We start from the raw sequence: 24,709 nt of genomic DNA on the forward strand, positions 1-24,709 counted from the left end.
TCGATACCCGCCGTCTCCGGCCTTTTCTTTTTTTCTGCTGAGGCATAACGTATGGCATGTGGCGAGTTTTCCCTGATTGCCCGTTATTTTGACCGTGTAAGAAGCTCTCGTCTTGATGTTGAAACCGGTATTGGCGACGATTGCGCGCTCCTGAATATTCCTGAAAAGCAGACCCTGGCGATCAGTACCGATACGCTGGTGGCGGGCAACCACTTCCTCCCCAATATCGATCCTGCCGATCTGGCTTATAAAGCGTTGGCGGTGAATTTAAGCGATCTGGCCGCGATGGGCGCCGATCCGGCCTGGTTAACGCTGGCGTTAACGTTGCCGGAAGTGGATGAGGCGTGGTTGGAGGCTTTTAGCGACAGTCTGTTTGCGCTATTGAATTACTACGATATGCAGCTCATTGGCGGCGACACCACGCGTGGACCGCTGTCGATGACGCTGGGTATCCACGGTTATATCCCGGCAGGGCGCGCGCTCAAGCGATCTGGCGCGAAGCCGGGCGACTGGATTTATGTCACCGGTACGCCGGGCGACAGCGCTGCCGGGCTGGCGGTTTTGCAAAACCGGCTACAGGTGTCGGAGGAGACAGACGCTCACTATTTAATTCAACGGCATTTACGCCCGACGCCGCGTATTTTACACGGCCAGGCGCTGCGTGATATCGCCAGCGCGGCTATCGATCTTTCCGATGGTTTGATTTCCGATCTGGGGCATATCGTCAAGGCCAGCGGCTGTGGGGCAAGAGTAGATGTTGATGCGCTGCCAAAATCCGATGCGATGATGCGCCATGTTGATGACGGGCAGGCGCTGCGTTGGGCGCTTTCCGGCGGCGAAGACTATGAGCTGTGCTTTACGGTGCCGGAACTGAACCGTGGCGCGCTGGATGTCGCCATTGGTCAACTGGGTGTTCCCTTTACCTGCATAGGTCAAATGAGCGCAGATATTGAAGGGCTGAATTTTGTACGTGACGGAATGCCTGTCACCTTTGACTGGAAAGGATATGACCATTTTGCCACGCCATAAAGATGTTGCGAAAAGCCGCCTGAATTTGCGCAATCCGTGGCACCTGCTCGCTACCGGCTTTGGCAGCGGGCTGAGCCCCGTGGTGCCGGGCACGATGGGCTCGCTGGCGGCGATCCCCTTCTGGTATTTGATGACGTTTCTGCCGTGGCAGCTTTATTCGCTGGTCGTGATGTTTGGGATCTGCATTGGCGTTTATCTTTGCCATCAGACGGCGAAAGATATGGGCGTACACGACCACGGCAGTATTGTCTGGGATGAATTTATCGGTATGTGGATAACGCTGATGGCGTTGCCGACGACGGACTGGCAGTGGGTGGCTGCCGGGTTCGTTATTTTCCGCATTCTGGATATGTGGAAACCCTGGCCGATCCGTTGGTTTGATCGCAACGTGCACGGCGGCATGGGGATTATGATCGATGATATCGTCGCCGGGGTGATATCCGCCGGCATACTGTATTTTATCGGTCATCACTGGCCGCTCGGTATTATTTAAAGGGTTTGCCGGATGGCGGCGTAAATGCCTTATCCGGCCTACCCCCGAACAATATGTCGATTTCGCAGGCCCGATAAGCGCCGCGCCATCGGGCAATGGCAGATTATTTAAATCCCACCACCGGATGCTGTTTGTACGGCGTTTCGAGTTCGGCAATCTGCTCCGGTTTGAGCGTTAAATCAACGGCATTCAGCAACTCATCTAACTGCTCTTCACGCGAAGTGCCGATAATCGGCGCGGCGACGCCTCGTTTACTGAGTAGCCAGGCCATCGCAACCTGCGCTCGCGTTGCGCCAAGCGCCTCGCTGACGCCAGCCAGCCGTTCCGCTATTTGCGCATCATTTTTATCGCTTTCAGCGTATAAATTTTTACCCACGTCATCCGAGACCAGCCGGGCCGTGGTTTCTCCCCAGGGGCGAGTTAAGCGCCCGCGCGCCAGCGGACTCCACGGAATCACGGCGACGCCTTCCTGCCAGCACAGCGGTAGCATCTCACGCTCTTCCTCGCGGTAGATCAGGTTATAGTGATCCTGCATGGTGACAAACGGCGCCCAGCCGTGTTGTTTTTGTAGCGCCAGCGCCTGGGCAAATTGTGAGGCGTGCATTGAGGAAGCGCCGATATAGCGGGCTTTACCCGCCTTCACCACGTCGTTTAGCGCTTCCAGAGTTTCTTCTATCGGTGTGGTGTAATCCCAGCGGTGGATTTGCAGGATATCGACATACTCCATTCCCAGACGGGTGAGGCTATCGTCAATAGAGCGCAGGATTTGCGCGCGGGACAATCCTTCCGGCAGATCGCCGACGCGATGGAAGACTTTCGTCGCTACCACCACCTCGTCGCGCCGGGCGAAATCACGCAGCGCGCGGCCGACAATCTCTTCGCTGCTGCCGTCGGAGTAGCTGTTGGCGGTATCAAAAAAGTTAATGCCGCCCTCAAGGGCGCGCTTGATGATGGGACGGCTGCTCTCTTCGGGAAGCGTCCAGGCGTGATTGCCGCGACTCGGCTCGCCGAATGTCATGCAGCCCAGACAAAGGCGGGATACCCGAAGATCTGTATTTCCTAACGTGTTGTATTGCATGACTCCGCTCCTGTTATACCCGTCACTCTTCAAGCATAGCAGGAGCAAAGAGGGGATTATGCCAGCCAGGCCTTGATTTTGGCTTCAATGCCTGCGGCGTCGAGCCCCAGTTCCGCGCGGGCTTCTTCCTGCGTTCCTTGCGGGATAAAGAAATCCGGAAGACCGATATTCAGCACAGGTACAGGTTTACGATGGGCCATTAGCACTTCGTTTACGCCGCTGCCAGCGCCGCCCATAATGGCGTTTTCTTCCAGCGTCACCAGCGCGTCATGCTGCGCGGCCATCTCCAGAATTAACGTGTCGTCCAGCGGCTTAACAAAGCGCATGTCGACCAGCGTGGCGTTCAGCGCTTCGGCAACTTTCGCCGCCTCAGGCATTAAGGTGCCAAAGTTCAGAATCGCCAGTTTTTCGCCATGACGCTTCACAAGGCCTTTACCAATAGGCAGTTTTTCCAGCGGGGTTAGCGCCACGCCCTGCGCATTACCGCGTGGATAACGTACTGCCGTCGGGCCGTCGTTATAGTGATACCCGGTAAATAACATCTGGCGACATTCGTTTTCGTCGCTTGGCGTCATGATCACCATATCCGGGATGCAGCGCAGATAGGAGAGATCGAACGCGCCCTGGTGTGTTTGTCCATCCGCGCCAACGATACCGGCGCGATCGATGGCGAACATGACCGGCAGTTTCTGGATAGCGACGTCATGGATGACCTGATCGTAGGCGCGTTGCAGGAAAGTAGAGTAGATTGCCACGACGGGCTTATAGCCGCCAATCGCCAGACCTGCGGCGAAGGTGACGGCATGCTGCTCGGCGATGGCGACGTCGAAATAGCGATCCGGGAATTTACGTGAAAATTCCACCATGCCGGAACCTTCGCGCATTGCCGGGGTGATCGCCATCAGCTTGCTGTCTTTGGCGGCGGTTTCACACAGCCAGTCACCGAAGATTTTTGAATAACCTGGCAGACCGCCGCTGCTTTTCGGCAAACATCCGCTGGAAGGATCAAATTTAGGCACCGCATGGAAAGTGATCGGATCTTTTTCCGCGGGCTCATAGCCGCGGCCTTTCTTGGTCATGATATGCAGGAACTGCGGGCCTTTCAGGTCGCGCATGTTCTTCAATGTGCTGATAAGCCCCATGACATCGTGACCATCGACCGGCCCGATGTAGTTAAAGCCCAGCTCTTCGAACAGTGTTCCCGGCACAACCATGCCTTTAATATGTTCTTCGGTACGCTTGAGCAGTTCTTTAATTGGCGGTACGCCGGAGAAGACCTTTTTTCCGCCTTCGCGCAGAGAAGAGTAAAGCTTACCGGAAAGTAGCTGCGCCAGATGGTTGTTGAGCGCGCCGACGTTTTCCGAAATCGACATTTCATTGTCGTTCAGAATGACCAGCATGTCGGGCCGGATATCGCCTGCGTGATTCATTGCTTCAAACGCCATACCGGCGGTGATGGCGCCGTCGCCAATCACACAGACGGTGCGGCGATCTTTGCCTTCTTTCTCCGCCGCTACGGCAATACCGATACCGGCGCTGATGGAGGTGGAGGAATGCCCAACGCTCAGCACATCGTATTCGCTTTCTCCGCGCCACGGGAACGGATGCAGACCGCCTTTCTGGCGAATGGTGCCGATTTTGTCGCGACGACCGGTAAGGATTTTATGTGGATAAGCCTGGTGTCCAACATCCCAGATTAGCTGGTCAAACGGGGTGTTGTAGACATAATGCAGCGCCACGGTAAGTTCTACCGTGCCCAGCCCGGAAGCGAAGTGCCCGCTGGAACGGCTTACGCTGTCGAGTAAGTAGCGGCGTAGCTCGTCGCAGAGTTTCGGCAGACTCTCTTTCGGTAACAGTCGTAACTCCTGGGTGGAGTCGACCAATGCCAGGGTAGGGTATTTGGCTATATCAAAACTCATCGCAAGCTCATTGGATATGGGGTTTATTTATCACGCTGGATTATGTAGTTCGCTAGCGCTTCCAGTGCCGAGGTGTCCAGTGATTGCGCGGCCAGCTGATGTAACGACTGACGGGCGTCCTCTATCAGGTCCCGGGCTTTATTCCGGGCTTGCTCAAGACCCAGAAGTGCAGGGTAGGTACTTTTGCCAAGCTGCTGGTCTGCGCCCTGACGTTTACCTAACGTTGCAGTATCGCCCACCACATCCAGAATGTCATCCTGAACCTGGAAGGCAAGGCCGATACTCTCTGCATAGCGGTCAAGTATCGGCAGAGTATTCCGTCCTTTATCGCCCGCGCTCAACGCGCCAAGTCTAACGGCGGCGCGAATGAGCGCGCCGGTCTTATGGCGATGAATGCGTTCCAGCGCGTCCAGAGTGATCCGCTGGCCTTCTGCCGCCAGATCCAATGCCTGACCGCCGCACATACCGGCGATGCCGCTGGCGTTCGCCAGTTCGGCGATCATCGCGATACGATCGCGATCGGCGACTTCCGGCATCGGCGCGTCGCTGATAATGGCAAACGCCAGCGTTTGCAACGCGTCTCCCGCCAGGATTGCGTTGGCTTCGCCAAATTTAATATGGCAAGTCGGCAGGCCGCGACGCAAATCGTCATCGTCCATTGCTGGCAGGTCGTCATGGATCAGCGAATAGGCATGAATGCATTCGACCGCCGCAGCTGGCGCATCCAGCGTTGCCGTACTGACGCCAAACATTTGACCGGTGGCGTAAACCAGAAATGGCCGCAGGCGTTTACCGCCTAATAATGCGCCATACTGCATGGCTTCGACCACGGGAGTGTTCTGAAAGGGAAGTGGCGCGATAAAACGGCTCAGCGCCTGATTCGCTTGCGTTACGCAAGCCTGTAGCTGCTGCGTAAAGTCCATTTACTCATTATCCGCGATAAAAGGCTCAGGTGAAGCCTCTTCATTATCAGACAGCAAAATTTGCACGCGCTGTTCCGCCTGCTGCAGTTTTGCCTGCCCCTGACGCGCCAGCTGTACGCCGCGCTCGAATTCATTCAGCGCGTCTTCCAGCGGCAAATCGCCGCTTTCCAGGCGGGTAACAATATGTTCCAGCTCGCTCAGCGCAGTTTCAAAGCTGGCGGGCGCCTCATTTTTCTTCGGCATGATGACTGTTTGACTCTCTGTAATGGCAGCACAAGTCTATGGTAACGGACTCACACTGATAAGCAAATAACGCGCAATGGTAAGGGGAAATGCGCAAGATGTCCGTGATGGTGATATACTTCCGCGCCTGGATGCAGCCGTAGGTATGGGCTGCTGTACTATTTCTCCACGACAAGCCTTAGATAGCTTGCTAAAGAACCATTGCCGCCATGAAGTTTATCATTAAATTGTTCCCGGAAATCACTATCAAAAGCCAATCTGTGCGTTTGCGCTTTATAAAAATTTTAACCGGGAACATCCGTAACGTTTTAAAGCACTACGATGAGACCCTCGCGGTTGTCCGTCACTGGGATAACATTGAAGTTCGCGCCAAAGATGAAAACCAGCGTCTGGCGATTCGCGACGCGCTGACCCGCATTCCGGGGATTCACCATATTCTTGAAGTCGAAGATGTGCCGTTCACCGATATGCACGACATTTTCGAGAAAGCGTTGGCGCAGTATCGCGAGCAGCTTGAAGGCAAAACCTTCTGCGTGCGCGTAAAACGTCGCGGTAAGCATGAGTTTAGCTCCATTGAAGTGGAGCGCTATGTTGGCGGCGGATTAAATCAGCATATTGAATCGGCGCGCGTGAAGCTCACTAACCCGGATGTGACGGTGCATCTGGAAGTGGAAGATGATCGCCTGCTGCTGATCAAAGGGCGTTATGAAGGTATTGGCGGTTTCCCGATTGGCACCCAGGAAGACGTGCTGTCGCTGATCTCCGGCGGTTTTGACTCCGGCGTCTCCAGCTATATGCTGATGCGTCGCGGCTGCCGCGTACACTACTGCTTCTTTAACCTCGGCGGCGCGGCGCATGAAATCGGCGTTCGCCAGGTGGCGCATTACCTGTGGAACCGCTTTGGCAGCTCCCATCGCGTGCGTTTTGTAGCGATTAACTTCGAACCGGTGGTCGGCGAGATTCTGGAGAAAGTTGACGACGGCCAGATGGGCGTGGTGCTCAAACGTATGATGGTACGCGCGGCGTCGAAAGTGGCGGAACGTTACGGCGTACAGGCGCTGGTGACCGGCGAAGCGCTGGGCCAGGTGTCCAGCCAGACGCTAACCAACTTGCGCTTGATCGATAACGTGTCTGACACGCTGATCCTGCGCCCGCTGATCTCTTACGATAAAGAGCACATTATCAACCTGGCGCGCCAGATTGGTACGGAAGATTTTGCCCGTACCATGCCGGAATACTGTGGCGTGATTTCAAAAAGTCCGACGGTGAAAGCCATTAAAGCGAAAATTGAAGCCGAAGAAGAAAATTTCGACTTCAGTATTCTCGATAAGGTGGTAGAAGAAGCGAACAACGTCGATATTCGTGAAATCGCCCAGCAGACCCAGCAGGAGGTGGTGGAAGTAGAAACCGTGAGCGGTTTTGGCGCCAACGATGTGATTCTGGATATCCGTTCTGTCGATGAGCAGGATGACAAGCCGCTGAAAGTGGAAGGCGTCGACGTCGTTTCGCTGCCTTTCTACAAGCTGAGCACTAAATTTGGCGACCTCGATCAGAGCAAAACCTGGCTGCTATGGTGCGAACGCGGCGTAATGAGTCGCCTGCAGGCGCTCTATCTACGCGAGCAGGGGTTTGCCAATGTGAAGGTGTATCGCCCGTAATTCCTTTGCCGGGTGGCGGCTATGTCCTACCCGGCCTACCGTTTTATTTCTGCCCCAACCGTTTTGCAATGCGCTCCAGCTTCATCATCAGCAGCAGCGTAATGGCCACCAGCACAATGGTCAGCGCCGCGCCGTCGGCGATATTTCCACGGTCGGTCAGGCTAAAGATAGCCACCGGCAGCGTCGTCCAGCCCGGCGGATAAATCATCATCGTCGCGCCCAACTCCCCCATGGAGAGCGATAAACTCAGCGCCAGCGCTGACATCATCCACGGCATCAATAACGGCAACGTCACGTGACGCAGACGATACCAGGGCGATGCCCCCAGACTCGACGCGACGTTTTCAATATCGGCGGAAATTCGCGCCAGTCCGGTCGACACGTTACTGAAGGTAAAGGCGGAAATCAGCACAAAGTGCGCTGTCAGCACAATCCATAGGGTGCCGTTCATTTGCAATGGCCCCTGGCTGAAAGCAACCAGAATGCCCAGGCCCACGGACACTGACGGAATCGCACTCGGCAGATAGAACACCATACTTAACCATTTCTGCGTTTTCACCCCATGTTGACGCAGCGCCAGCGCCGCCCAAACGCCGCAAAGCAGCGCAAACAGGCTGGCGCAAAAGCCAATCGTGAGGCTGGCAAGTAGGGCATCCCATGCCGCACCGTGCAGAGCGTTAACAAAGTGGTTCAGCGTGAAGCCACTCGGCAGAATACCGTTCCACTGCTGGCTAAGGCTGGACATCAGAATCACCGCCAGCGGCAGGAAAAAGAACACGATAAACAGTGCGCTAGCCACAACGCCCGCCGCTGCGCGTCCTTTAGGTGACCAAATTAGCATGGCTAGCTCCTTACGCCGGTACGTGATGCCGCCAGGCGATAGAGGGAGAACAGCCCCAGCGACAAGACAATGTTAATCAACGCAATCATGCAGGCGACCGTATAGTCGGACTCCAGAATCGCTTTGCTGTAAACCATCATCGGCAGGGTGTTAACTCCTTTCGCGCCAATAAACAGTACGATGCCGAACTCGTTAGTGGTCAACAGCAGGCACAGGCTGCCACCAGCCATCAGCGCCGGTAGCGCCGCCGGGAAAATCACCTGCCCAATCACCCGTAACGGGTGCGCCCCCAGAATGCTGGCTGCCTCTAGCTGGCTTTTATCAATTTGCCGCAGCGCGGCCATCAGTGGCCGCATCACCAGCGGAGTGAACACCGTGATCTCCGCCAGAATGACGCCCTGCATCGAGTAGAGAAAATCTACCGGCGGTAGCTCAAAGGCAAACAGGCTCATCAGCGTACCGTTGAGCAGACCCGCTGACCCATAAATAAAGGTGAACGCCAGCGTAATCAGGAAGGTCGGCAGCGCAATAAAAGTATCGACGACCCGACCAATCAACTCGCCGCCGGGGAAAGGAATAAACACCAGAATCAGCGACATCACGCTGCCCAGCAGCAGGCAACCGGCGGTGGCGAAAAAGGCGATTTGCAACGTGTTCAGCAACGCGCCGACAAAGCGTTTCGAGTCGACCACCTGGCGGAAGGTCTCGAGCCCGATCTCGCCATTGGCACCGCGTAGCGCCTGTTCAACGATGAGCGACAGAGGCCAGAAAAACAGCGTCGCCAGCACCAGCAACGGGAGCAGCAGCCACAGCAGCGGGCGTAGGTTAAGCGCCGGTTTTTCCAGAGGTAAAATGAGTGACATGGTTATACCTCAATCAGGACCGCATCATCCGGTTCGAACCACAGCGCCAGCTTGTCGCCCACGCGCGGCAGCGGATTGACATGCGTCAACACCATCCGCACCGTTTCGCCAGCAACGTCACACAACAGATGGGTTAAATCGCCCTGCCAGTGCACCGATTGCAGTGTGGCGTTGAAGCGGTTGCTGTAGGCAGAACGCGGCGTCAGGCTGAGGTGCTGAGGACGAATGCACAGCAGTTTGTTGTAACCGTGGTGGCTGCCCCGGCTGAACGCGCGAATCACCGCACCGCCGCAGCTGACGTCCACCAGCCCCGGAGCCTCCGTTATCCCCAGCGCGATGGCGGAGAGAATATTGGCGCGACCTAAGAATTCGGCGGCAAAACGATTGGGCGGATGCTGATATAGCGCGCGGGTTTCGCCGTGAGCAATCAGCGAGCCATCCTTCATAATGCCGATTTTATCGGCCAGGGTGAGCGCTTCCGTTTGATCGTGGGTGACGTAGAGAATAGTGAGTTCCGGCAGCTCACGGTGAAGACGGGCGATTTCTTCCACCATATTATGACGAATCTGTGCGTCCAGCGCTGACAGTGGTTCATCCAGCAACAGCACGCGCGGGCGCACGGCAATCGCGCGGGCGATGGCCACGCGTTGCTGCTGGCCGCCGGAAAGTTGATGCGGATAACGGGTGGCGTAATCACTCATGCCAACCGTTTTCAGCGCCTGCGTTACACGCTCATTAATTAGCGCCTTTGGCTGCTTCTGCGCACGCAGGCCAAAAGCGACGTTGTCTTCCACTTTCAGATGCGGGAACAAGGCGTAGTTCTGCACCACCATCGCCAACCCGCGTTTATAGGGTGGCAGATGGGTGACGTCCGTATCGCCAATCAGAATACGGCCGCCTGCAGGTTGCACAAAGCCCGCAACCGCACGCAGCACCGTCGTTTTTCCAGATCCTGATGGGCCAATCAGCGCCAGCACTTCGCCAGGTTCAATCGTCAAAGAGAGCGGTTTAAGCACCACGTTGCCGTGATACGCAACGCGCAGCGAGTCGAGGACTATCCCCGATGTCCCCTGCGATGCAGGGGCGTGAACGGCGGTCGTTTTCATCAGCATCAGGCTTACTCGCTTTCGGTCACTTTGTGCCAACGGCTAATATCTGCCGACAGCGAAACGGCTACGTCATCCCAATTGGGCTGCCAGCTCTGCACGCCTTCTAACGCGGCAGTGGCGGCCTTGTAATGTTCGTCGCTCGGCGTCACGTCGCTGCGTACCGGCATTCCCCAGGAGAGTTCGCTGACGCGAGTCTGCGCTTCTTTACTCAGCAGGAAGTTAATCAGCTTTTTACCATTTTCACTCTGCGGCGCCCCCTGGACCAGGCCAATGACATAAGGGATGGCCAGCGCGCTGCGCTCGCCTTTGTCGTTGGCCGGCCAGAAGATTTTCACGTTCGGGTTACGTTCCATCTGCGCGAGGTTCATTTGCAGGTCGCCGTTAGCGACGTAGATTTCACCTTTATTAACCAGCGCGGTTAGCTTGCCGGTAGAGGCAGATGGCCCGACGTTATTGGCCTGCAGCTTGCCGAGATACGCAAAACCGGCATCTTTACTGCCGAAGCTGTGGAAAGCCTGCAGCATCACCGCCGTGCCGTCAGCGGCCTGACCTGGCGTGGAATACTGGAGTTTATTTTTGAATTTACCGTCAAGCAGATCCTGCCAGCTCGCCGGGGCAGTTTTCAGCAGCTTGCTGTTGTAGATAAAGCTCAGATAGTTCTTTACCAGCGGCGAATAAAGGTTGTTGGCATCGGGGATAGCCGATGCGGCGTCGGTGTTAAAGTTCGCCAGCAGCTTTTCGGCGGCGGCGCGCTGAATGAATGGCGGCGCGGTTACCAGCACGTCGGCCTGCGGATTCGTGCGCTCTTTTGCCAGACGTTCCACTACCACGCCACCACCGCCTTCAACATAGCGTACGGTAATGCCGGTCGCTTTGGTGAACGCGTCAAACTGCACCTGGTACCAGCTGTTATCGCCATCGTGCAGCCCGTCGATGGAGTACACCGTGACCACCGATTCCGCCCATGACGGGGCGCTGGCGAGAGCGAAGACAGACAGCAGAGCAAGTCGGGAAAGTTTCATCGTAATAGCCTCATAGCGTACGTTGCATTTTCTGGCCTATACCAGGTTTGCTTTTTACGCTAAACGGCTTATATGACAAAACGATGAAAGAGAAATAAATCAGTCCACGCCGGATGATGCTGCGCTTATCCGGATAGCCGTGAGACGATACGATTGACAGGCCGGATAAGGCCCGCAGCCAACATCCGCGCACCCGCTAGTGGGTATCTACCTCAATACGCAGGCTGTCGTGACGCCAGTATTCGATATCCAGATCCAGCACTCGCCCGTGTTGATCGTAGTTCAGACGGCGCAGCAACAGCGCCGGGCGTCCTTCCATAACTCCCAGCGCCTGTGCGGCCTGCGCAGGCATGGCGGTGGGGTAGAACGACAGATGCATGCTGGTATAGACGAGGTTGTAGTGCGACTCGTATACCTCGGTCAGGCTGCCGTTGAGATCGTACTGTAGCAGCTCAGGCACGCGGGCGGGCAAACAATGGTTTTCGCAGTAGCACACGGCGCGGCCATCGGCGTAACGCAGACGGGTCAGCAGATAGATTTGATCAAACGGCTGGAGCTGGAGGGGCTCCATGACCTCGACAGGCACGGTGGTTAACACGCCGCTCAGTAGCGCGGTTTTTGGCTCCCGCCCCTGCTCGCGGCAAAGCTTATGGAAGTTGGTATTCTGGGTCGGATCCAGCCACAGGCGTTCCGGCGTAACGAACCAACCGCGACGATCGGCGCGCCAGATAAGCCCACTGGACTCCAGCTGCGCCAGGCTTTCGCGAATAGTAATGCGCGTGGTGTTGAAGATCGCGCACAGTTCGCGTTCAGACGGCAGTTTATCACCGCTTTTCAACGCACCGCTCTGAATACGCGCCTGAAGCTGCGCCTTGATCAACAGGTACTGCGGGATATCGCCCGGGATAGATTTCATGCTTACTCGCTTCCGTTTTGCCTGCCGCCATTATACAAGCAGAGATGAATTTTTTGTTGCAGCGCGATTTTCTCTTTGACCCGTCGCGGCAAAGATCGTCATGATAAATGCAATCTGGTATAGACCAAAGGTAAATAACATGACTTCGCGTAACTATCTGCTGCTGACTCCTGGCCCGCTCACCACCTCTCGTACCGTGAAAGAAGCGATGTTGTTCGATAGCTGTACCTGGGATGATGATTACAATATCGGCGTGGTAGAACAGATCCGCCAGCAGTTGACCGCACTGGCAACGGCCTCCGAAGGCTACACCTCCGTACTGCTGCAAGGCAGCGGCAGCTATGCTGTGGAAGCCGTACTGGGCAGCGCATTGGGGCCGCAGGATAAGGTGCTGATCGTCAGCAACGGTGCATACGGCGCACGAATGGTCGAGATGGCCGGCCTTATGGGTATCGCCCATCACGCTTACGACTGCGGCGAAGTTGCGCGCCCGGACGTGCAGGCGATCGACGCGATCCTCAACGCCGACCCGACGATCAGCCATATCGCCATGGTGCATAGCGAAACGACCACCGGGATGCTCAACCCCATTGATGAGGTGGGCGCTCTGGCGCATCGCTATGGCAAAACCTACATCGTTGACGCCATGAGCAGCTTCGGCGGCATCCCCATGGATATTGCAACATTACACATCGATTATCTGATCAGCTCCGCCAATAAATGCATTCAGGGCGTGCCGGGTTTTGCCTTCGTGATTGCCCGCGAGCAAAAACTGGCCGCGTGCAAAGGGCGTTCCCGCTCGCTGTCGTTAGATCTCTACGCCCAGTGGCGCTGCATGGAGGATAACCACGGCAAATGGCGTTTTACTTCGCCCACTCATACCGTCCTGGCGTTTGCCCAGGCGTTGAAAGAGCTGGCGGAAGAAGGTGGCGTGGCGGCACGTCATCAACGCTATCAGCAAAATCAGCGCAGCCTGGTGGCCGGAATGCGGGCGCTGGGCTTTAACACGCTGCTGGATGACGAACTTCATTCGCCCATTATCACCGCCTTTTATTCACCGGAAGACCCGCAGTATCGCTTTAGCGAATTTTATCGCCGCCTCAAAGAGCAGGGCTTTGTTATCTATCCAGGCAAAGTGTCGCAAAGCGACTGCTTTCGCATCGGCAACATTGGTGAAGTATATGCCGCCGATATCACTGCCCTGCTGACCGCCATTCGTACCGCCATGTACTGGACGAAATAAGGAACCATGATGAACCGTATTCACGCTGTTATTCTCGACTGGGCGGGCACCACCGTCGATTTTGGCTCCTTCGCGCCGACGCAAATTTTCGTCGAGGCGTTCCGTCAGGCATTTGATGTGGAGATCACCCTCGCCGAAGCACGCGTGCCAATGGGGCTGGGTAAATGGCAACACATTGAAGCGCTGGGAAAATTACCTGCTGTTGACGCGCGCTGGCAGGCAAAGTTTGGCCGCTCCATGAGCGCAGCAGATATTGATGCCATCTATGCCGCCTTCATGCCGCTACAGATTGCTAAAGTTGTCGATTTTTCTTCTCCTATTGCCGGAGTTATCGACACGATCGCGGCGCTACGAGCCGAGGGTATCAAGATAGGCTCCTGCTCCGGTTACCCACGAGCGGTGATGGAGCGCCTGGTTCCCGCCGCCGCCGAGCATGGCTATCGTCCGGATCATTGGGTGGCAACGGACGACCTGGCCGCGGGTGGTCGCCCGGGGCCGTGGATGGCGCTGCAAAACGTGATTGCGCTGGGCATTGATGCGGTCGCGCACTGTGTGAAGGTAGATGATGCCGCGCCGGGCATTAGCGAGGGGCTTAACGCGGGTATGTGGACGGTGGGGCTGGCGGTATCGGGTAACGAATTCGGCGCAACATGGGACGCCTATCAAACAATGTCGAAAGAGGACGTTGCGATCCGCCGCGAGCACGCGGCCAGCAAGCTGTACGCCGCCGGGGCGCATTACGTGGTGGATTCACTGGCGGATTTACCTGGGGTGATTGCGCATATTAATGCGCGTCTGGCGCAGGGCGAACGCCCGTAAAATAACTGCCGGATGGCGCTGCCGCTTATTCGGCCTACAGACTGTACCGTTTTGTAGGCCGGATAAGGTGTTTACGCCGCCATCCGGCAATCATTCTTATTCGTAGTAGTTATAAATCCCCGCCGCCATCACCAGTTGCGAAGCCACTTCATGCGCTTTTTCACGACCAGCCAACAGGTCGATGATTTTCAAGCCAAAATCGATAGCGGTACCCGGTCCCTGGCTGGTTAATAATTTTACCCGCGCATCCCACACCACACGCTTATCCTGCCACTGTTCAGCGGGGATCTTATCTTTCAGCGCCGGAAAACCGGTCATATTGCCGATAGGGAAGATATCGTGCGGCACGAGCACTGTGGCGGCTGCGGCGCAAATGGCTGCGACAATGCGCCCGGAGCGGTGAAACTGTTTTACGGTTTCGACCAGCAGCGGGCTGTCGCGAAAGCACTCGGCGCCTTTAATTCCGCCGGGCAACACGATGATGTCATAATCGCCGTCGGCAACTTCAACCAGCGGCGCATCCGCCAGCAGCTTTACACCGCGCGAGCAGACAATCGTCAGGTTGCCATCGCTGGCGACGCTGGCGGTAGTGACGTGGATTCCGCCGCGAACCAGCAGATCGATAGTGGTGACCGCTTCGGTCTCTTCACTACCAGGGGCGAGGCATACCAGTGCCTGAGCGCTCATACTCACTCTCCTTTCGCTTTACCATTTCAAACAGGCGGCTATTTTCCGGAACGGCGAGACCGTGCACGCGGGCGCGCTTGAGTAAATAACCGGTGATGTAGTCAATTTCGGTATGGCGCATGGCGCGCACGTCCTGCAACATGGATGAGATGTTTTCTGCCGTACTGTCAATCACTTGCTCAACATAATAGCGTAAATCGTCTGCCGATGTGTGGTAGCCTTCACGTTCAATCACGGCGGCGACCTCTTCGCAAATCGCGTTGATTTCATCAGGATGATGGCGCAGCTCGCCGTTCGGGCAGTTCCAAAGCGCGGTGAGCGGGTTGATAACACAGTTGACGGCCAGTTTGCGCCACATCTCTGCGCGGATATTGTTATGCCAGGCGACATCGGGCAGTACCCCCTGCAGGATATCGGCGAGATAACTGTAATCGCCGTCTTGCTCGCGCGCCGGGCCAATATGCGTAGTACCGTTAGCGACATGAATAATGATATTACCGTCGCGGCGCGCAGCATGGGTGATAGTCCCCATCAACATCGGCTGCTGGATATTTTGCAGTTCTTCTATGGTTCCCATTCCATTATGAATGAGCAGGATAGGCGACGTCACCGGTAAGGTTGACGCCAGAGTTCGTACTGCGTCGGAAACCTGCCACGCTTTCAGCGTGACTAATAACAGTTCGCTCTTCGCCAAAAAATCCGGATCGTTTGCCGTCAGTGATTCGTTGAAAAAGGAACCATCGGTATCGATCAGATTTACGCTGCAATAAGGTTGTGGCACCCGTAGCCAGCCCTGTACGTCATGTCCGTGTTTGCACAGTGCCGAAAGCCAAAGTTGTCCTAAGGCTCCGCATCCCAGTACAGTAATTTTCATTGTTCCTCCTCACCTGCAACAGCGCCAGGTGTTATGGCGCTAATTATAGCGTCATCAGCTAAGCTTCTCGTTAAGCCTCGTTGCAGGTATTATGCAACGCAACGAAAATGAAGGGAGAAGAAAAGATGCCATCTTTCGATATTGTTTCTGAAGTTGATCTGCAGGAAGCGCGTAACGGCGTGGATAACGCGGTTCGCGAGGTTGAGTCTCGTTTTGACTTTCGTGGCGTAGAGGCGACTATTGAACTGAACGATGCCAATAAAACCATCAAGGTGCTGAGCGAGTCCGATTTCCAGGTCAATCAGTTGCTCGATATTCTGCGCGCCAAGCTGCTTAAACGCGGTATTGAAGGCGCTTCGCTGGATGTACCGGACGAGTTCGTGCATAGCGGTAAAACCTGGTATGTGGAAGCGAAGCTGAAGCAGGGCATTGAAAGCGCCGTGCAGAAGAAAATCGTCAAGCTGATTAAAGACAGCAAACTGAAGGTGCAGGCGCAAATTCAGGGGGAAGAGATTCGCGTGACGGGCAAATCACGTGACGATCTGCAATCGGTAATGGCGCTGGTTCGCGGCGGCGATTTGGGCCAGCCGTTCCAGTTCAAAAACTTCCGCGATTAAGTTGTTATGCCGGATAGAGCCTTGCCGCCATCCGGCAATACAGCATTCATCCTTTGCTGATAAGCTGTTCAACTTCAAAGCGATTGGTCACTTTGCTGTCGATTTTGACGTAAGCGGAATGCTCTTCCGCCACGATCAGCGCTTCGCTTACGCCTTTCATTGCCAACAGTCGCTGTTTTAGCCTGTCGTCAGCAACAATATCCGCAGGAATTTCCACGCGCAGGCTGCTGACATAGGGCGGCTCTTTCATGGTACTTGCCACCGCCAGCCATACCATCGCCAGTACGGCCCCGGCAAGGAAAACGGTTTGCCCATCAAACGTGCCGTCTATCCAGCCGCCCAGCGAGCCGCCAAGCGCCACGCCAAGAAACTGGCTGGTAGAATAGACGCCCATCGCCGTTCCTTTATACCCCGCGGGCGACTCTTTGCTAATAAGCGAAGGCAGCAGCGCCTCCATCAGATTAAAGGCGAGGAAAAAGAGTTGTACGCCAATCACCAGCTCCCAGAAATGCTGGCCCGCTCCCCACAACACGATTTCTGCGACGACAATGAGCCCCACGCAGAACAGGAATACCTGCTTCATCCGCCGTTTGACTTCAGCATAGATAATAAAAGGCACGACGGCGGCAAAGGCGATCACCATGGTTGCCAGATACACCTTCCAGTGTTCGGCGGCAGGGAAACCGGCATCGGCAAGCTGGCCGGGCAGGGCGACAAAGGTGGACATCAATAAAATATGTAGACACATAATGCCGAAATTGAGCTTGAGCAGCCTCGGCTCCGCCAGCACTTTACTGAAGCTGCCTTTGACCATCCCGGATTCGCGATTCAGCACATGGTTGGTACTGTTGGGAACCACCCAGATCGTCAAAATAATGCCCAGGGTGGCGAGGGCGGCGATCATCCAGAACAACGCGTTCAATCCCAGACTATGGGTAACGATCGGCCCTAATACCATTGCAATCGCGAAGGTGATACCAAAGCTGACGCCGATAAACGCCATCGCTTTGGTACGGTTTTGCTCTCGGGTGAGATCAGACAGGAGCGCCATGACGGCGGCGGCAATAGCGCCGGACCCCTGTAGTGCTCGCCCCAGAATAATGCCCCAGATTGAGTGGGAGAGCGCGGCAATGACGCTACCCGCGACAAATACCACCAGTCCGCCGACAATCAGCGGTTTACGGCCAATGCGGTCGGACAGCAGCCCAAAGGGAATTTGAAAGATAGCCTGCGCCAGCCCGTAAATGCCGATCGCAATGCCGATTAATGCTTCGCTGGCGCCCTGTAGCGCCATACCGTATGTGGTCAGTACTGGTAGAACCATAAACATGCCCAGCATACGCAACGAAAAGACGGTCCCTAAACCCCATGTGGCACGCAGCTCCCCTGGCGTCATTTTATAATCGTTCATTGCCACCTCTGTATGAAATTCGCACCTAGTGTAAAGCGCCAGGTTGGTTGGGTAAATATGCGCTTTATTAACAAATGTTGTGGTGGTGAGGGTAGGCCACGAGAGACGAAAAATGCCGGATGGCGATACTCACGTCGCTTATCCGGCCTACAGGTAACGTGCTTTTGTAGGCCGGATAAGGCATAAGCCGCCATCCGGCATAGAAGAGGTGACGATGAACTTACCAGACGTAAGTCAGCAGATTCTGCGAATTCGGCACCATAAAATCAACGGACATCATGATACTCAGCGCGGTAATCGCAATGATAGAGAAGCCGAACAGCTTGCGCGCCCAGACCTTATCATCTTCCACTTTGTAACCGCGTAGCGCCATGCCGAGCCACCAAACGCTGACCGCCGCGGCGACCACCAGGTATTTGTAACCGGCATAACCGCCCAACGTTAGCATTAGCGTTGCAACGGCAAACGCAATGATGTACAGCGTGATGTGGTTTTTAGCGACTGAGATTCCTTTTACCACCGGCAGAACCGGGATATTGGCCGCCTGATAGTCCTTAAAGCGGAAAATGGCGATGGCGTAAGAGTGCGGCATCTGCCAGAGGCTGAAAATAGCCAACAGGATCGCCGCGCCGCTGTCAAAGTCGCCCGTTACGGCACAGTAGCCAATCACCGGCGGCGCTGCGCCGGAGAGAGAACCAATCAGCGTTCCGTAGACGGAGTGACGCTTCATGTACAAGCTGTACACGCCAACATAGACCACGAAGCCCATCACTCCCAGCCAGCAGGCCAGAGGATTGGCGCCAAACCACAGCAGCATAAAGCCAGCAATACCCAGCAGGGTGGCGTATACCAGCGAGACGCCAGGAGAAATCAGGCCTTTGACCAGCACCCGATTCTTGGTCCTTTCCATCTTCCTGTCGATATCCCTGTCGATGTAGTTGTTAAATACACAACCCGACGCCACAACCAGTGACACCCCGACCAGCGTATAAATGAACAGGGGATAGTCAATGCTGCCCTTTGAGGCCAGCAGAAATCCCCCGATCACCGAGATCAGGTTGCCAAAGATGATGCCTGGTTTCGTTACTTGCAGGTATTGCTTAAACATCATACTCGCCGCTCTTAGTGCATCATCATGTTGTAGTTGAGGTTCCACATAATCCAGATGGAGCCCACAACCAGGATGGCGATGATCAGCACGGTAAAGATGAAGGCCGTCATGTTCCAGCCTTCATCAGATTTGGTGTTCATGTGCAGGAAACACACCAGATGCACCAAAATCTGCACCACTGCCATTGCCAGGATAGATCCCAGAATAACGGCCGGAGAGGCAGCGCCGGTCATCACCATCCAGAATGGAATAACCGTCAGGATGACCGACAGGATAAAGCCGGTCATGTACGTTTTTACGCTGCCGTGGGATGCGCCGCCGCTCTCGGTAGAATGACTCATTACATCGCCCCCATCAGATAAACAACAGTGAATACGCAAATCCAAATCACATCCAGGAAGTGCCAGAACAGGCTCAGGCACATGATGCGGGTACGGTTAGTGCTGGTCAGACCGCGACGGGCAACTTGCACCATCAGCACCGCCATCCAGATCAAACCGGAAGTGACGTGCAGACCGTGCGTGCCGACCAGCGCGAAGAACGCAGACAGGAAGCCGCTGCGATCCGGGCCCATACCGTTAACAATCAGGTGATGGAATTCATAGAGTTCCATCCCGATGAATCCGGCGCCAAACAAGAAGGTCAACGCCAGCCAGGAGATAACCTGGCTCTTGTTGTTCTTGTGCATGGCGATCGCCGCCATGCCGTAGGTAATGGAGCTAAATAACAGCAGGAAGGTTTCAACCAGAACGAACGGCAGTTCGAAAATGTCCTTACCTGTCGGGCCGCCAGCGGTGCCGTTCACCAGAACGGCATAGGTAGCAAACAGAATAGAGAACAGAATGCAGTCGCTCATCAGGTAGACCCAAAATCCGAAGATTTTGTTCTGGCCTGCGTCATGGTGCCCGTGTTCGTGCGCGTGGGCAGTCGCGTGCGTTAAAGTATCAGTTGCCATTTTTCAGCCCTGCCTTAGTAATCTCATCGAAATGCTGGTTTTCCAGTTTTTCGACTTCCGGGACCGGCACGTAGTAATCCACATCTTCATCAAAGCTTTTTACAATCCAGCTGATGATCATGCCTGCGAAACCCACTATCGCCAGCCACCAGATATGCCAGATCATGGCGAAGCCAAATACCGTCGCGAAGGCGGCGATAACAATACCGGCACCACTATTTTTCGGCATATGAATCTCTTCATACTGTCCAGGCTGTTGGTACGCTTCGCCTTTTTCTTTCATTTCCCAGAAGGCGTCACGTTCGTGAACGTGCGGCACAACGGCAAAGTTATAGAACGGCGGCGGAGACGAGGTTGACCACTCCAGCGTACGGCCACCCCATGGGTCGCCGGTCAGATCGCGGTTCTGATCGCGGTCGCGAATAGAAACGAAGATCTGAATCAGTTGGCACAGGATACCCAGCGCAATCAGCGCGGCACCGGCGGCGGCAACCATCAGCATCGTATGGAACTGCGGATCAATTTGCTGGCTGAGGCGACGGGTCATGCCCATGAAGCCCAGTACGTACAGCGGCATAAAGGCTACAAAGAAACCGATAATCCAGAACCAGAAGGCGCGTTTACCCCAGGTTTCGTTCAGCTTGAAGCCAAACGCCTTCGGCCACCAGTAGGTCATACCCGCGAAGCAGCCAAACACCACGCCGCCGATGATCACGTTATGGAAGTGCGCAATCAGGAACAGACTGTTGTGCAGGACGAAGTCCGCGCCCGGTACCGCCAGCAGCACGCCGGTCATACCGCCGACCGAGAAGGTCACGATAAAGCCGATGGTCCACATCATTGCGGAATGGAAGACGATACGGCCCTGATACATGGTGAACAACCAGTTGAAGATCTTCACCCCGGTCGGGATGGCGATAATCATGGTGGTGATACCGAAGAAGGCGTTAACGTTCGCGCCCGCACCCATCGTGAAGAAGTGGTGCAGCCAAACGATAAACGACAGTACGGTAATACAGACGGTCGCCCAAACCAGCGAGGTATAGCCGAACAGACGTTTACGCGAGAAGGTCGCTGCGATTTCGGAGAATACCCCGAAGACCGGCAGAATCAGAATGTACACTTCCGGATGGCCCCAGGCCCAAATCAGGTTGATGTACATCATCATGTTGCCGCCCATATCGTTGGTAAAGAAATGGGTGCCCAGATAGCGATCCAGGGTCAGCAACGCGACGGTAACCGTCAGAATCGGGAAAGAGGCGATGATCAGTACGTTGGCGCACAAAGAGGCCCAGGTAAAGACCGGCATCTTGAACATTGTCATACCCGGCGCACGCATCTTCAGGATCGTCACGAAGAAGTTGATACCGGTTAACGTCGTACCAATACCCGAGAGTTGTAACGCCCATATCCAGTAATCGACCCCGACGCTGGGACTGTACTCTATTCCCGATAGCGGCGGATAAGCCAGCCAGCCGGTCTGAGCGAATTCACCCACGCCCAGCGAGAGGTTAACCAGGATAACGCCGACAACGGTGAACCAGAAGCTCAGGTTGTTCAGGAAAGGGAACGCAACGTCGCGCGCGCCGATCTGCAGCGGAACCACCAGGTTCATCAGACCGATAACGAAGGGCATCGCCACGAAGAAGATCATGATTACGCCGTGAGCGGTAAAGATCTGATCGTAGTGGTGCGGCGGTAGAAAACCCGCTTCGCCTGCGGAGGCAAGCGCCTGCTGGCTACGCATCATGATGGCATCGGCGAAACCACGTAACAGCATCACAATTGCGACGATGATATACATGATGCCGAGGCGTTTATGGTCAACCGACGTTAACCACTCTTTCCATAGGTAGGTCCACTTACCGAAGTAAGTAATCGCTGCCAGTATCGCCAGTCCCCCGACGATAATTGCAGCGATCGTTACCATGACGATAGGTTCATGGAACGGTACTGCATCCAGTGATAATTTTCCGAACATCTTATCTTCCTCAACCCTTGGAGTTGGCGGATTCCGCGTGGCTCATGTCCATACCTTCCATTCCTTCATGCGAGCTGTGCCCACCTTCAGGTTGGGTCATGTCCATGCTCTTACCGTGGTCCATGAATTTGTTAATAACGTCCTTGAACAAATCTGGTTTCACGCTGGAGAAATATTCCACCTTGTTGTACTCGCTTGGCATAGCCACTTTCTCGAACGCCGCCATATCATTCATGGTGTTCGGAGACTGCTTCGCTTTTGCGACCCATTGGTCGAATTCTGCGCGGTCTTTGGTGGCGATAGCTTTAAACTTCATACCAGAGAAGCCCGGGCCGCTATAGCTGGCGGAGATGCCATCGTAGGTTCCGGGTTCGTTGGCGATCAGATGCAAACGTGTTTGCATACCGGCCATGGCATAAATCTGGCTACCCAGACGCGGGATAAAGAAGGAGTTCATCACGGAGTTGGAGGTCACTTTGAAATAAACCGGCGTGTTCGCCGGGAAGGCGATCTCGTTGACGGTGGCGATACCCTGCTCCGGATAGATGAAGAACCATTTCCAGTCCATGGAAACCACTTCGATGGTGATCGGTTTTTCGTCATGCGCCAGCGGCTTGCTTGGTTCAAGCGCGTGCGTGGTTTTCCAGGTCAGTACGGCAAGGAAAATGATGATCAAGATAGGCACCGTCCAGACCACGGCTTCCACTTTATTGGAGTGTGACCAGTTCGGGCTATACTTCGCATCCTTATTACTCGCACGATACTTCCAGGCGAAACCAACAGCCATCAAGATGGCGGGAATAACGACGATCAACATCAGGCCAAATGCCGTCAGTATCAGCGAACGTTGCTCCAGTCCAATCTGTCCTTTGGGATCCAGCAGCGCAGAATTACAGCCACTGAGTAATGCAGTGCCTGCAATTAATGACAACCATCCCAAACTTTTATTGTATTTCCTGAGTCTCATTTAACGACCTCAATTCCACGGGACCTGGTGGCGTTTAAAGTGTAGGGGCATTTTACGGTAAGGTTACATTACTGTAAACATGATTGGTTCTGTGTTACCAAGTTCTGCCGCGCATGTCACATATGTTGCCAAGTATGTCGAAATAACTTTAAGACACTGTTGAAACTTTGCGTTATAACGGATGAGGTCTGTAAGTGGGATGTTGAGGGATAATTGGTATAACCAATGTAAAAATAAAACAATTACTTAACAATTTATTATCAATAAAAGGACAATCAACGGCGGGAATTTAAATTTAATCGGCTGAATCGTGTAAAGAAAATAGGTAGCGTAGAAATTACCAATAATTTCCAAAATTCTGTTGCGCACAAAAAGACAAATATATTTTTTATCAATTGATGGTTATTTAGCCGTTATAATTCCGGGTCGTTATTACAACGGCAAATAATGTTTTAGAGCAGGCGTGTTTTTCGTAGCGCCAGGTAATCCAGTAACCCGCCAAAGACAATGCCGCACACGGCAACCGCTACCGCAGTCTCAAGCAATCCGGACAGGAATGAGAAGTTAGTGTAATCCACCGCGTTCATGGTCAGCAGGAGTACCCAGACCGCCAGCAAAGCGACGCCCGCGAGCAGGATTGAAAGCGCGAAATTGTAGGCGCCACGGTATTGCGTGCGGGGAATGAAACGCTCGCTCTGCCAGCTATATTCCAGCGTTTGCCGACAGACCAGCAACAGTAACAGCCCGGGAACGGCGGCAACAACCGAGAAGAGGTAGAATGTCGGCCAGCCGTGCGCTTCAACGAACCAGCCCGCCACAGGACCAACATAAACCCGGCCTACTGCGGAGAGGGCCGACAGTAGGGCAAACTGTGTTGCGGAAAACGACTTATTACATAGCGTCATTAATAAGGCGACAAAGGCGGCAGTACCCATCCCGCCGCACAGATTTTCGAAAAAGACCGCCGCGCCCATGCTGAACATGTTTTTATCGGTAATGGAGAGCAACCAGTAACCGGCGTTGGACGCGCCTTGCAAAATGCCGAAAATCAGCAGCGCGCGAAACAGCGAAAGACGCTGCATTAATATGCCGCCGTATAACGCGCCGACGATCGTTGCCAACAGGCCCAGCGTTTTATTGACCACGCCGACTTCGCCGGCGTCAAAGCCGACGCCGCGAATCAAAAAGGTGGTGGTCAGGCTCATGGCGAAGGCGTCACCCAGTTTATAAAGCACAATGAGCAGTAAAATCAGCCAGGCGTTGTTACGGCCAAAGAAATCGCGTAGCGGCGCGACGACGGCCTGTTCCAGCGATTTCGGGGAGGGGATAGTATCGGTCGGTTCCGGCGCCAGTAAGGTGGCGATAATGCAGGGGATCAACAATGCCGCCATCAGCCAGTACATGCCCTGCCAGCCGAGCCAGCGATCGGCCAGCCATAGCGCCAGTCCGCCGGAAACCAGCATCCCCAACCGGTAGCCAAGCACGCTGATTGCCGCGCCAGCGCCGCGTTCTTCTGCGGGTAAAACATCGGTTTTCCAGGCGTCGAACACGATATCCTGCGAGGCGGAGCAAAAAGCAATCACCACCGCCAGCGCCGCCATCCAGCGTAGCTGCGTGCCGGGTTCAAGAAAGCCCATCGCCGCAATCGCCGCCAGTAACAACAGTTGGGTGGCGAGTAACCAACCGCGACGACGACCTAAAAAAGGCGGCGTGTAGCGGTCCATCAGCGGGGACCAGAGAAACTTAAACACATAGGCCTGACCAACCAGCGAGAAGAAGCCAATCGTTTTAAGATCGATATTCTCGACGGTCATCCACGCCTGTAGCGTACCGGAGGTGAGCGCCAGCGGGAGGCCGGAGGCAAAACCCAATATCAGCAGAATGGCTGAACGCGGTTGCTGGAAAATACGTAAATATTGACTTGACATAGGCATCTACAGACCCGGCTTC

The 24,709-nt window shown here is 54.9% G+C and carries 24 protein-coding genes and 2 pseudogenes; 7 read left to right on the plus strand and 19 right to left on the minus strand.

What is annotated here, in order from left to right; all coding sequences use genetic code 11:
• Nucleotides 1–51: 51 nt before the first annotated feature.
• A complete protein-coding gene (gene thiL / locus ACLD3P_RS03350) occupies nt 52–1,029 on the plus strand; it encodes a thiamine-phosphate kinase (protein ID WP_023207506.1) in 978 nt (325 codons plus the stop codon).
• A complete protein-coding gene (pgpA, locus tag ACLD3P_RS03355) occupies nt 1,007–1,522 on the plus strand; it encodes a phosphatidylglycerophosphatase A (protein ID WP_000154063.1) in 516 nt (171 codons plus the stop codon). Before thiL ends, pgpA begins: the two co-directional genes overlap by 23 nt.
• A gap of 4 nt (nt 1,523–1,526) precedes the next feature.
• Here pgpA and ACLD3P_RS03360 read toward each other — a convergent pair.
• The 5 genes and pseudogenes from ACLD3P_RS03360 to xseB form a co-directional block, all read right to left on the minus strand.
• Nucleotides 1,527–1,618: pseudogene (locus ACLD3P_RS03360) on the minus strand (hypothetical protein); the annotation flags it as partial.
• Nucleotides 1,619–1,625: 7 nt separating this feature from the next.
• Nucleotides 1,626–2,600, minus strand: a complete 975-nt coding sequence (locus ACLD3P_RS03365; RefSeq protein ID WP_220569379.1) for an aldo/keto reductase — start codon at nt 2,598–2,600, stop codon at nt 1,626–1,628.
• Nucleotides 2,601–2,656: 56 nt separating this feature from the next.
• Nucleotides 2,657–4,519 (minus strand): 1-deoxy-D-xylulose-5-phosphate synthase, encoded by a 1,863-nt coding sequence (gene dxs / locus ACLD3P_RS03370; protein WP_000006777.1) that lies wholly within the window; start codon nt 4,517–4,519, stop codon nt 2,657–2,659.
• A 23-nt stretch (nt 4,520–4,542) separates the two neighbouring features.
• Nucleotides 4,543–5,442, minus strand: a complete 900-nt coding sequence (gene ispA, locus ACLD3P_RS03375; protein WP_000348074.1) for a (2E,6E)-farnesyl diphosphate synthase — start codon at nt 5,440–5,442, stop codon at nt 4,543–4,545.
• A complete protein-coding gene (xseB, locus tag ACLD3P_RS03380; protein ID WP_001124944.1) occupies nt 5,443–5,685 on the minus strand; it encodes an exodeoxyribonuclease VII small subunit in 243 nt (80 codons plus the stop codon).
• A 209-nt stretch (nt 5,686–5,894) separates the two neighbouring features.
• On the opposite strand from xseB, the gene thiI reads away from it, so the two are divergent.
• On the plus strand, nt 5,895–7,343 hold the full coding sequence (gene thiI, locus ACLD3P_RS03385; RefSeq protein ID WP_000668648.1) for a tRNA uracil 4-sulfurtransferase ThiI: 1,449 nt from the start codon (nt 5,895–5,897) through the stop codon (nt 7,341–7,343).
• Nucleotides 7,344–7,386: 43 nt separating this feature from the next.
• Here the strand turns inward: thiI and phnV are convergent, their stop codons facing one another.
• The 5 genes from phnV to phnR form a co-directional block, all read right to left on the minus strand.
• Entirely contained in the window at nt 7,387–8,184 is a 798-nt protein-coding gene (gene phnV, locus ACLD3P_RS03390; protein WP_115286281.1) for a 2-aminoethylphosphonate ABC transport system, membrane component PhnV, read from the minus strand.
• A gap of 2 nt (nt 8,185–8,186) precedes the next feature.
• The gene (gene phnU / locus ACLD3P_RS03395; RefSeq protein WP_115286280.1) at nt 8,187–9,047 is read right to left on the minus strand and encodes a 2-aminoethylphosphonate ABC transporter permease subunit; all 861 of its coding nucleotides are present in this window, start codon (nt 9,045–9,047) and stop codon (nt 8,187–8,189) included.
• A 2-nt stretch (nt 9,048–9,049) separates the two neighbouring features.
• Nucleotides 9,050–10,159 (minus strand): 2-aminoethylphosphonate ABC transport system ATP-binding subunit PhnT, encoded by a 1,110-nt coding sequence (gene phnT / locus ACLD3P_RS03400; protein WP_061424759.1) that lies wholly within the window; start codon nt 10,157–10,159, stop codon nt 9,050–9,052.
• Between the two features lie 5 nt (nt 10,160–10,164).
• Nucleotides 10,165–11,178 (minus strand): 2-aminoethylphosphonate ABC transporter substrate-binding protein, encoded by a 1,014-nt coding sequence (phnS, locus tag ACLD3P_RS03405; RefSeq protein WP_000778008.1) that lies wholly within the window; start codon nt 11,176–11,178, stop codon nt 10,165–10,167.
• Nucleotides 11,179–11,374: 196 nt separating this feature from the next.
• Nucleotides 11,375–12,094 (minus strand): phosphonate utilization transcriptional regulator PhnR, encoded by a 720-nt coding sequence (gene phnR, locus ACLD3P_RS03410; RefSeq protein ID WP_000836268.1) that lies wholly within the window; start codon nt 12,092–12,094, stop codon nt 11,375–11,377.
• 139 nt (nt 12,095–12,233) lie between these two features.
• On the opposite strand from phnR, the gene phnW reads away from it, so the two are divergent.
• The 3 genes and pseudogenes from phnW to ACLD3P_RS03425 form a co-directional block, all read left to right on the plus strand.
• Nucleotides 12,234–13,337 carry a 2-aminoethylphosphonate--pyruvate transaminase gene (gene phnW, locus ACLD3P_RS03415; RefSeq protein WP_023219739.1) on the plus strand — a complete coding sequence of 368 codons (1,104 nt, stop codon included), beginning with the start codon at nt 12,234–12,236 and terminating at the stop codon, nt 13,335–13,337.
• Between the two features lie 9 nt (nt 13,338–13,346).
• The gene (gene phnX, locus ACLD3P_RS03420) at nt 13,347–14,156 is read left to right on the plus strand and encodes a phosphonoacetaldehyde hydrolase (RefSeq protein ID WP_411006343.1); all 810 of its coding nucleotides are present in this window, start codon (nt 13,347–13,349) and stop codon (nt 14,154–14,156) included.
• 5 nt (nt 14,157–14,161) lie between these two features.
• Nucleotides 14,162–14,244 (plus strand): annotated as a pseudogene (locus tag ACLD3P_RS03425) (hypothetical protein); the annotation flags it as partial.
• Nucleotides 14,245–14,252: 8 nt separating this feature from the next.
• Here ACLD3P_RS03425 and yajL read toward each other — a convergent pair.
• Both yajL and panE read right to left on the minus strand, forming a co-directional pair.
• Nucleotides 14,253–14,843 carry a protein deglycase YajL gene (gene yajL, locus ACLD3P_RS03430; protein ID WP_001275807.1) on the minus strand — a complete coding sequence of 197 codons (591 nt, stop codon included), beginning with the start codon at nt 14,841–14,843 and terminating at the stop codon, nt 14,253–14,255.
• On the minus strand, nt 14,806–15,717 hold the full coding sequence (panE, locus tag ACLD3P_RS03435) for a 2-dehydropantoate 2-reductase (protein ID WP_000705814.1): 912 nt from the start codon (nt 15,715–15,717) through the stop codon (nt 14,806–14,808). Before panE ends, yajL begins: the two co-directional genes overlap by 38 nt.
• A 125-nt stretch (nt 15,718–15,842) precedes the next feature.
• Here panE and ACLD3P_RS03440 point away from each other — a divergent pair, with 125 nt between their 5' ends.
• Complete coding sequence (locus tag ACLD3P_RS03440) at nt 15,843–16,334, plus strand: YajQ family cyclic di-GMP-binding protein (protein WP_001138913.1); 492 nt, start codon at nt 15,843–15,845, stop codon at nt 16,332–16,334.
• A gap of 46 nt (nt 16,335–16,380) precedes the next feature.
• On the opposite strand, the gene ACLD3P_RS03445 is transcribed toward ACLD3P_RS03440, so the two are convergent.
• The 7 genes from ACLD3P_RS03445 to ampG all read right to left on the minus strand — a co-directional run bounded on the left by ACLD3P_RS03445 (nt 16,381) and on the right by ampG (nt 24,687).
• Nucleotides 16,381–17,745, minus strand: a complete 1,365-nt coding sequence (locus ACLD3P_RS03445) for an MFS transporter (protein WP_108638322.1) — start codon at nt 17,743–17,745, stop codon at nt 16,381–16,383.
• 220 nt (nt 17,746–17,965) lie between these two features.
• Nucleotides 17,966–18,856 (minus strand): heme o synthase, encoded by an 891-nt coding sequence (cyoE, locus tag ACLD3P_RS03450; protein ID WP_000971352.1) that lies wholly within the window; start codon nt 18,854–18,856, stop codon nt 17,966–17,968.
• A gap of 11 nt (nt 18,857–18,867) precedes the next feature.
• Entirely contained in the window at nt 18,868–19,197 is a 330-nt protein-coding gene (locus ACLD3P_RS03455) for a cytochrome o ubiquinol oxidase subunit IV (protein ID WP_000019878.1), read from the minus strand.
• Entirely contained in the window at nt 19,197–19,811 is a 615-nt protein-coding gene (locus tag ACLD3P_RS03460; protein WP_000179833.1) for a cytochrome o ubiquinol oxidase subunit III, read from the minus strand. Before ACLD3P_RS03460 ends, ACLD3P_RS03455 begins: the two co-directional genes overlap by 1 nt.
• Complete coding sequence (gene cyoB, locus ACLD3P_RS03465; protein WP_000467158.1) at nt 19,801–21,792, minus strand: cytochrome o ubiquinol oxidase subunit I; 1,992 nt, start codon at nt 21,790–21,792, stop codon at nt 19,801–19,803. The genes ACLD3P_RS03460 and cyoB overlap by 11 nt, the downstream gene beginning before the upstream one ends.
• Nucleotides 21,793–21,802: 10 nt before the next feature.
• Nucleotides 21,803–22,759, minus strand: a complete 957-nt coding sequence (cyoA, locus tag ACLD3P_RS03470; RefSeq protein ID WP_023219736.1) for a cytochrome o ubiquinol oxidase subunit II — start codon at nt 22,757–22,759, stop codon at nt 21,803–21,805.
• Nucleotides 22,760–23,211: 452 nt separating this feature from the next.
• A complete protein-coding gene (ampG, locus tag ACLD3P_RS03475; protein ID WP_023203028.1) occupies nt 23,212–24,687 on the minus strand; it encodes a muropeptide MFS transporter AmpG in 1,476 nt (491 codons plus the stop codon).
• Nucleotides 24,688–24,709 lie beyond the last annotated feature (22 nt).

Source organism: Salmonella sp. 741265073_HBA (genome assembly GCF_046569105.1).
Taxonomy (GTDB): Bacteria; Pseudomonadota; Gammaproteobacteria; order Enterobacterales; family Enterobacteriaceae; genus Salmonella; species Salmonella enterica.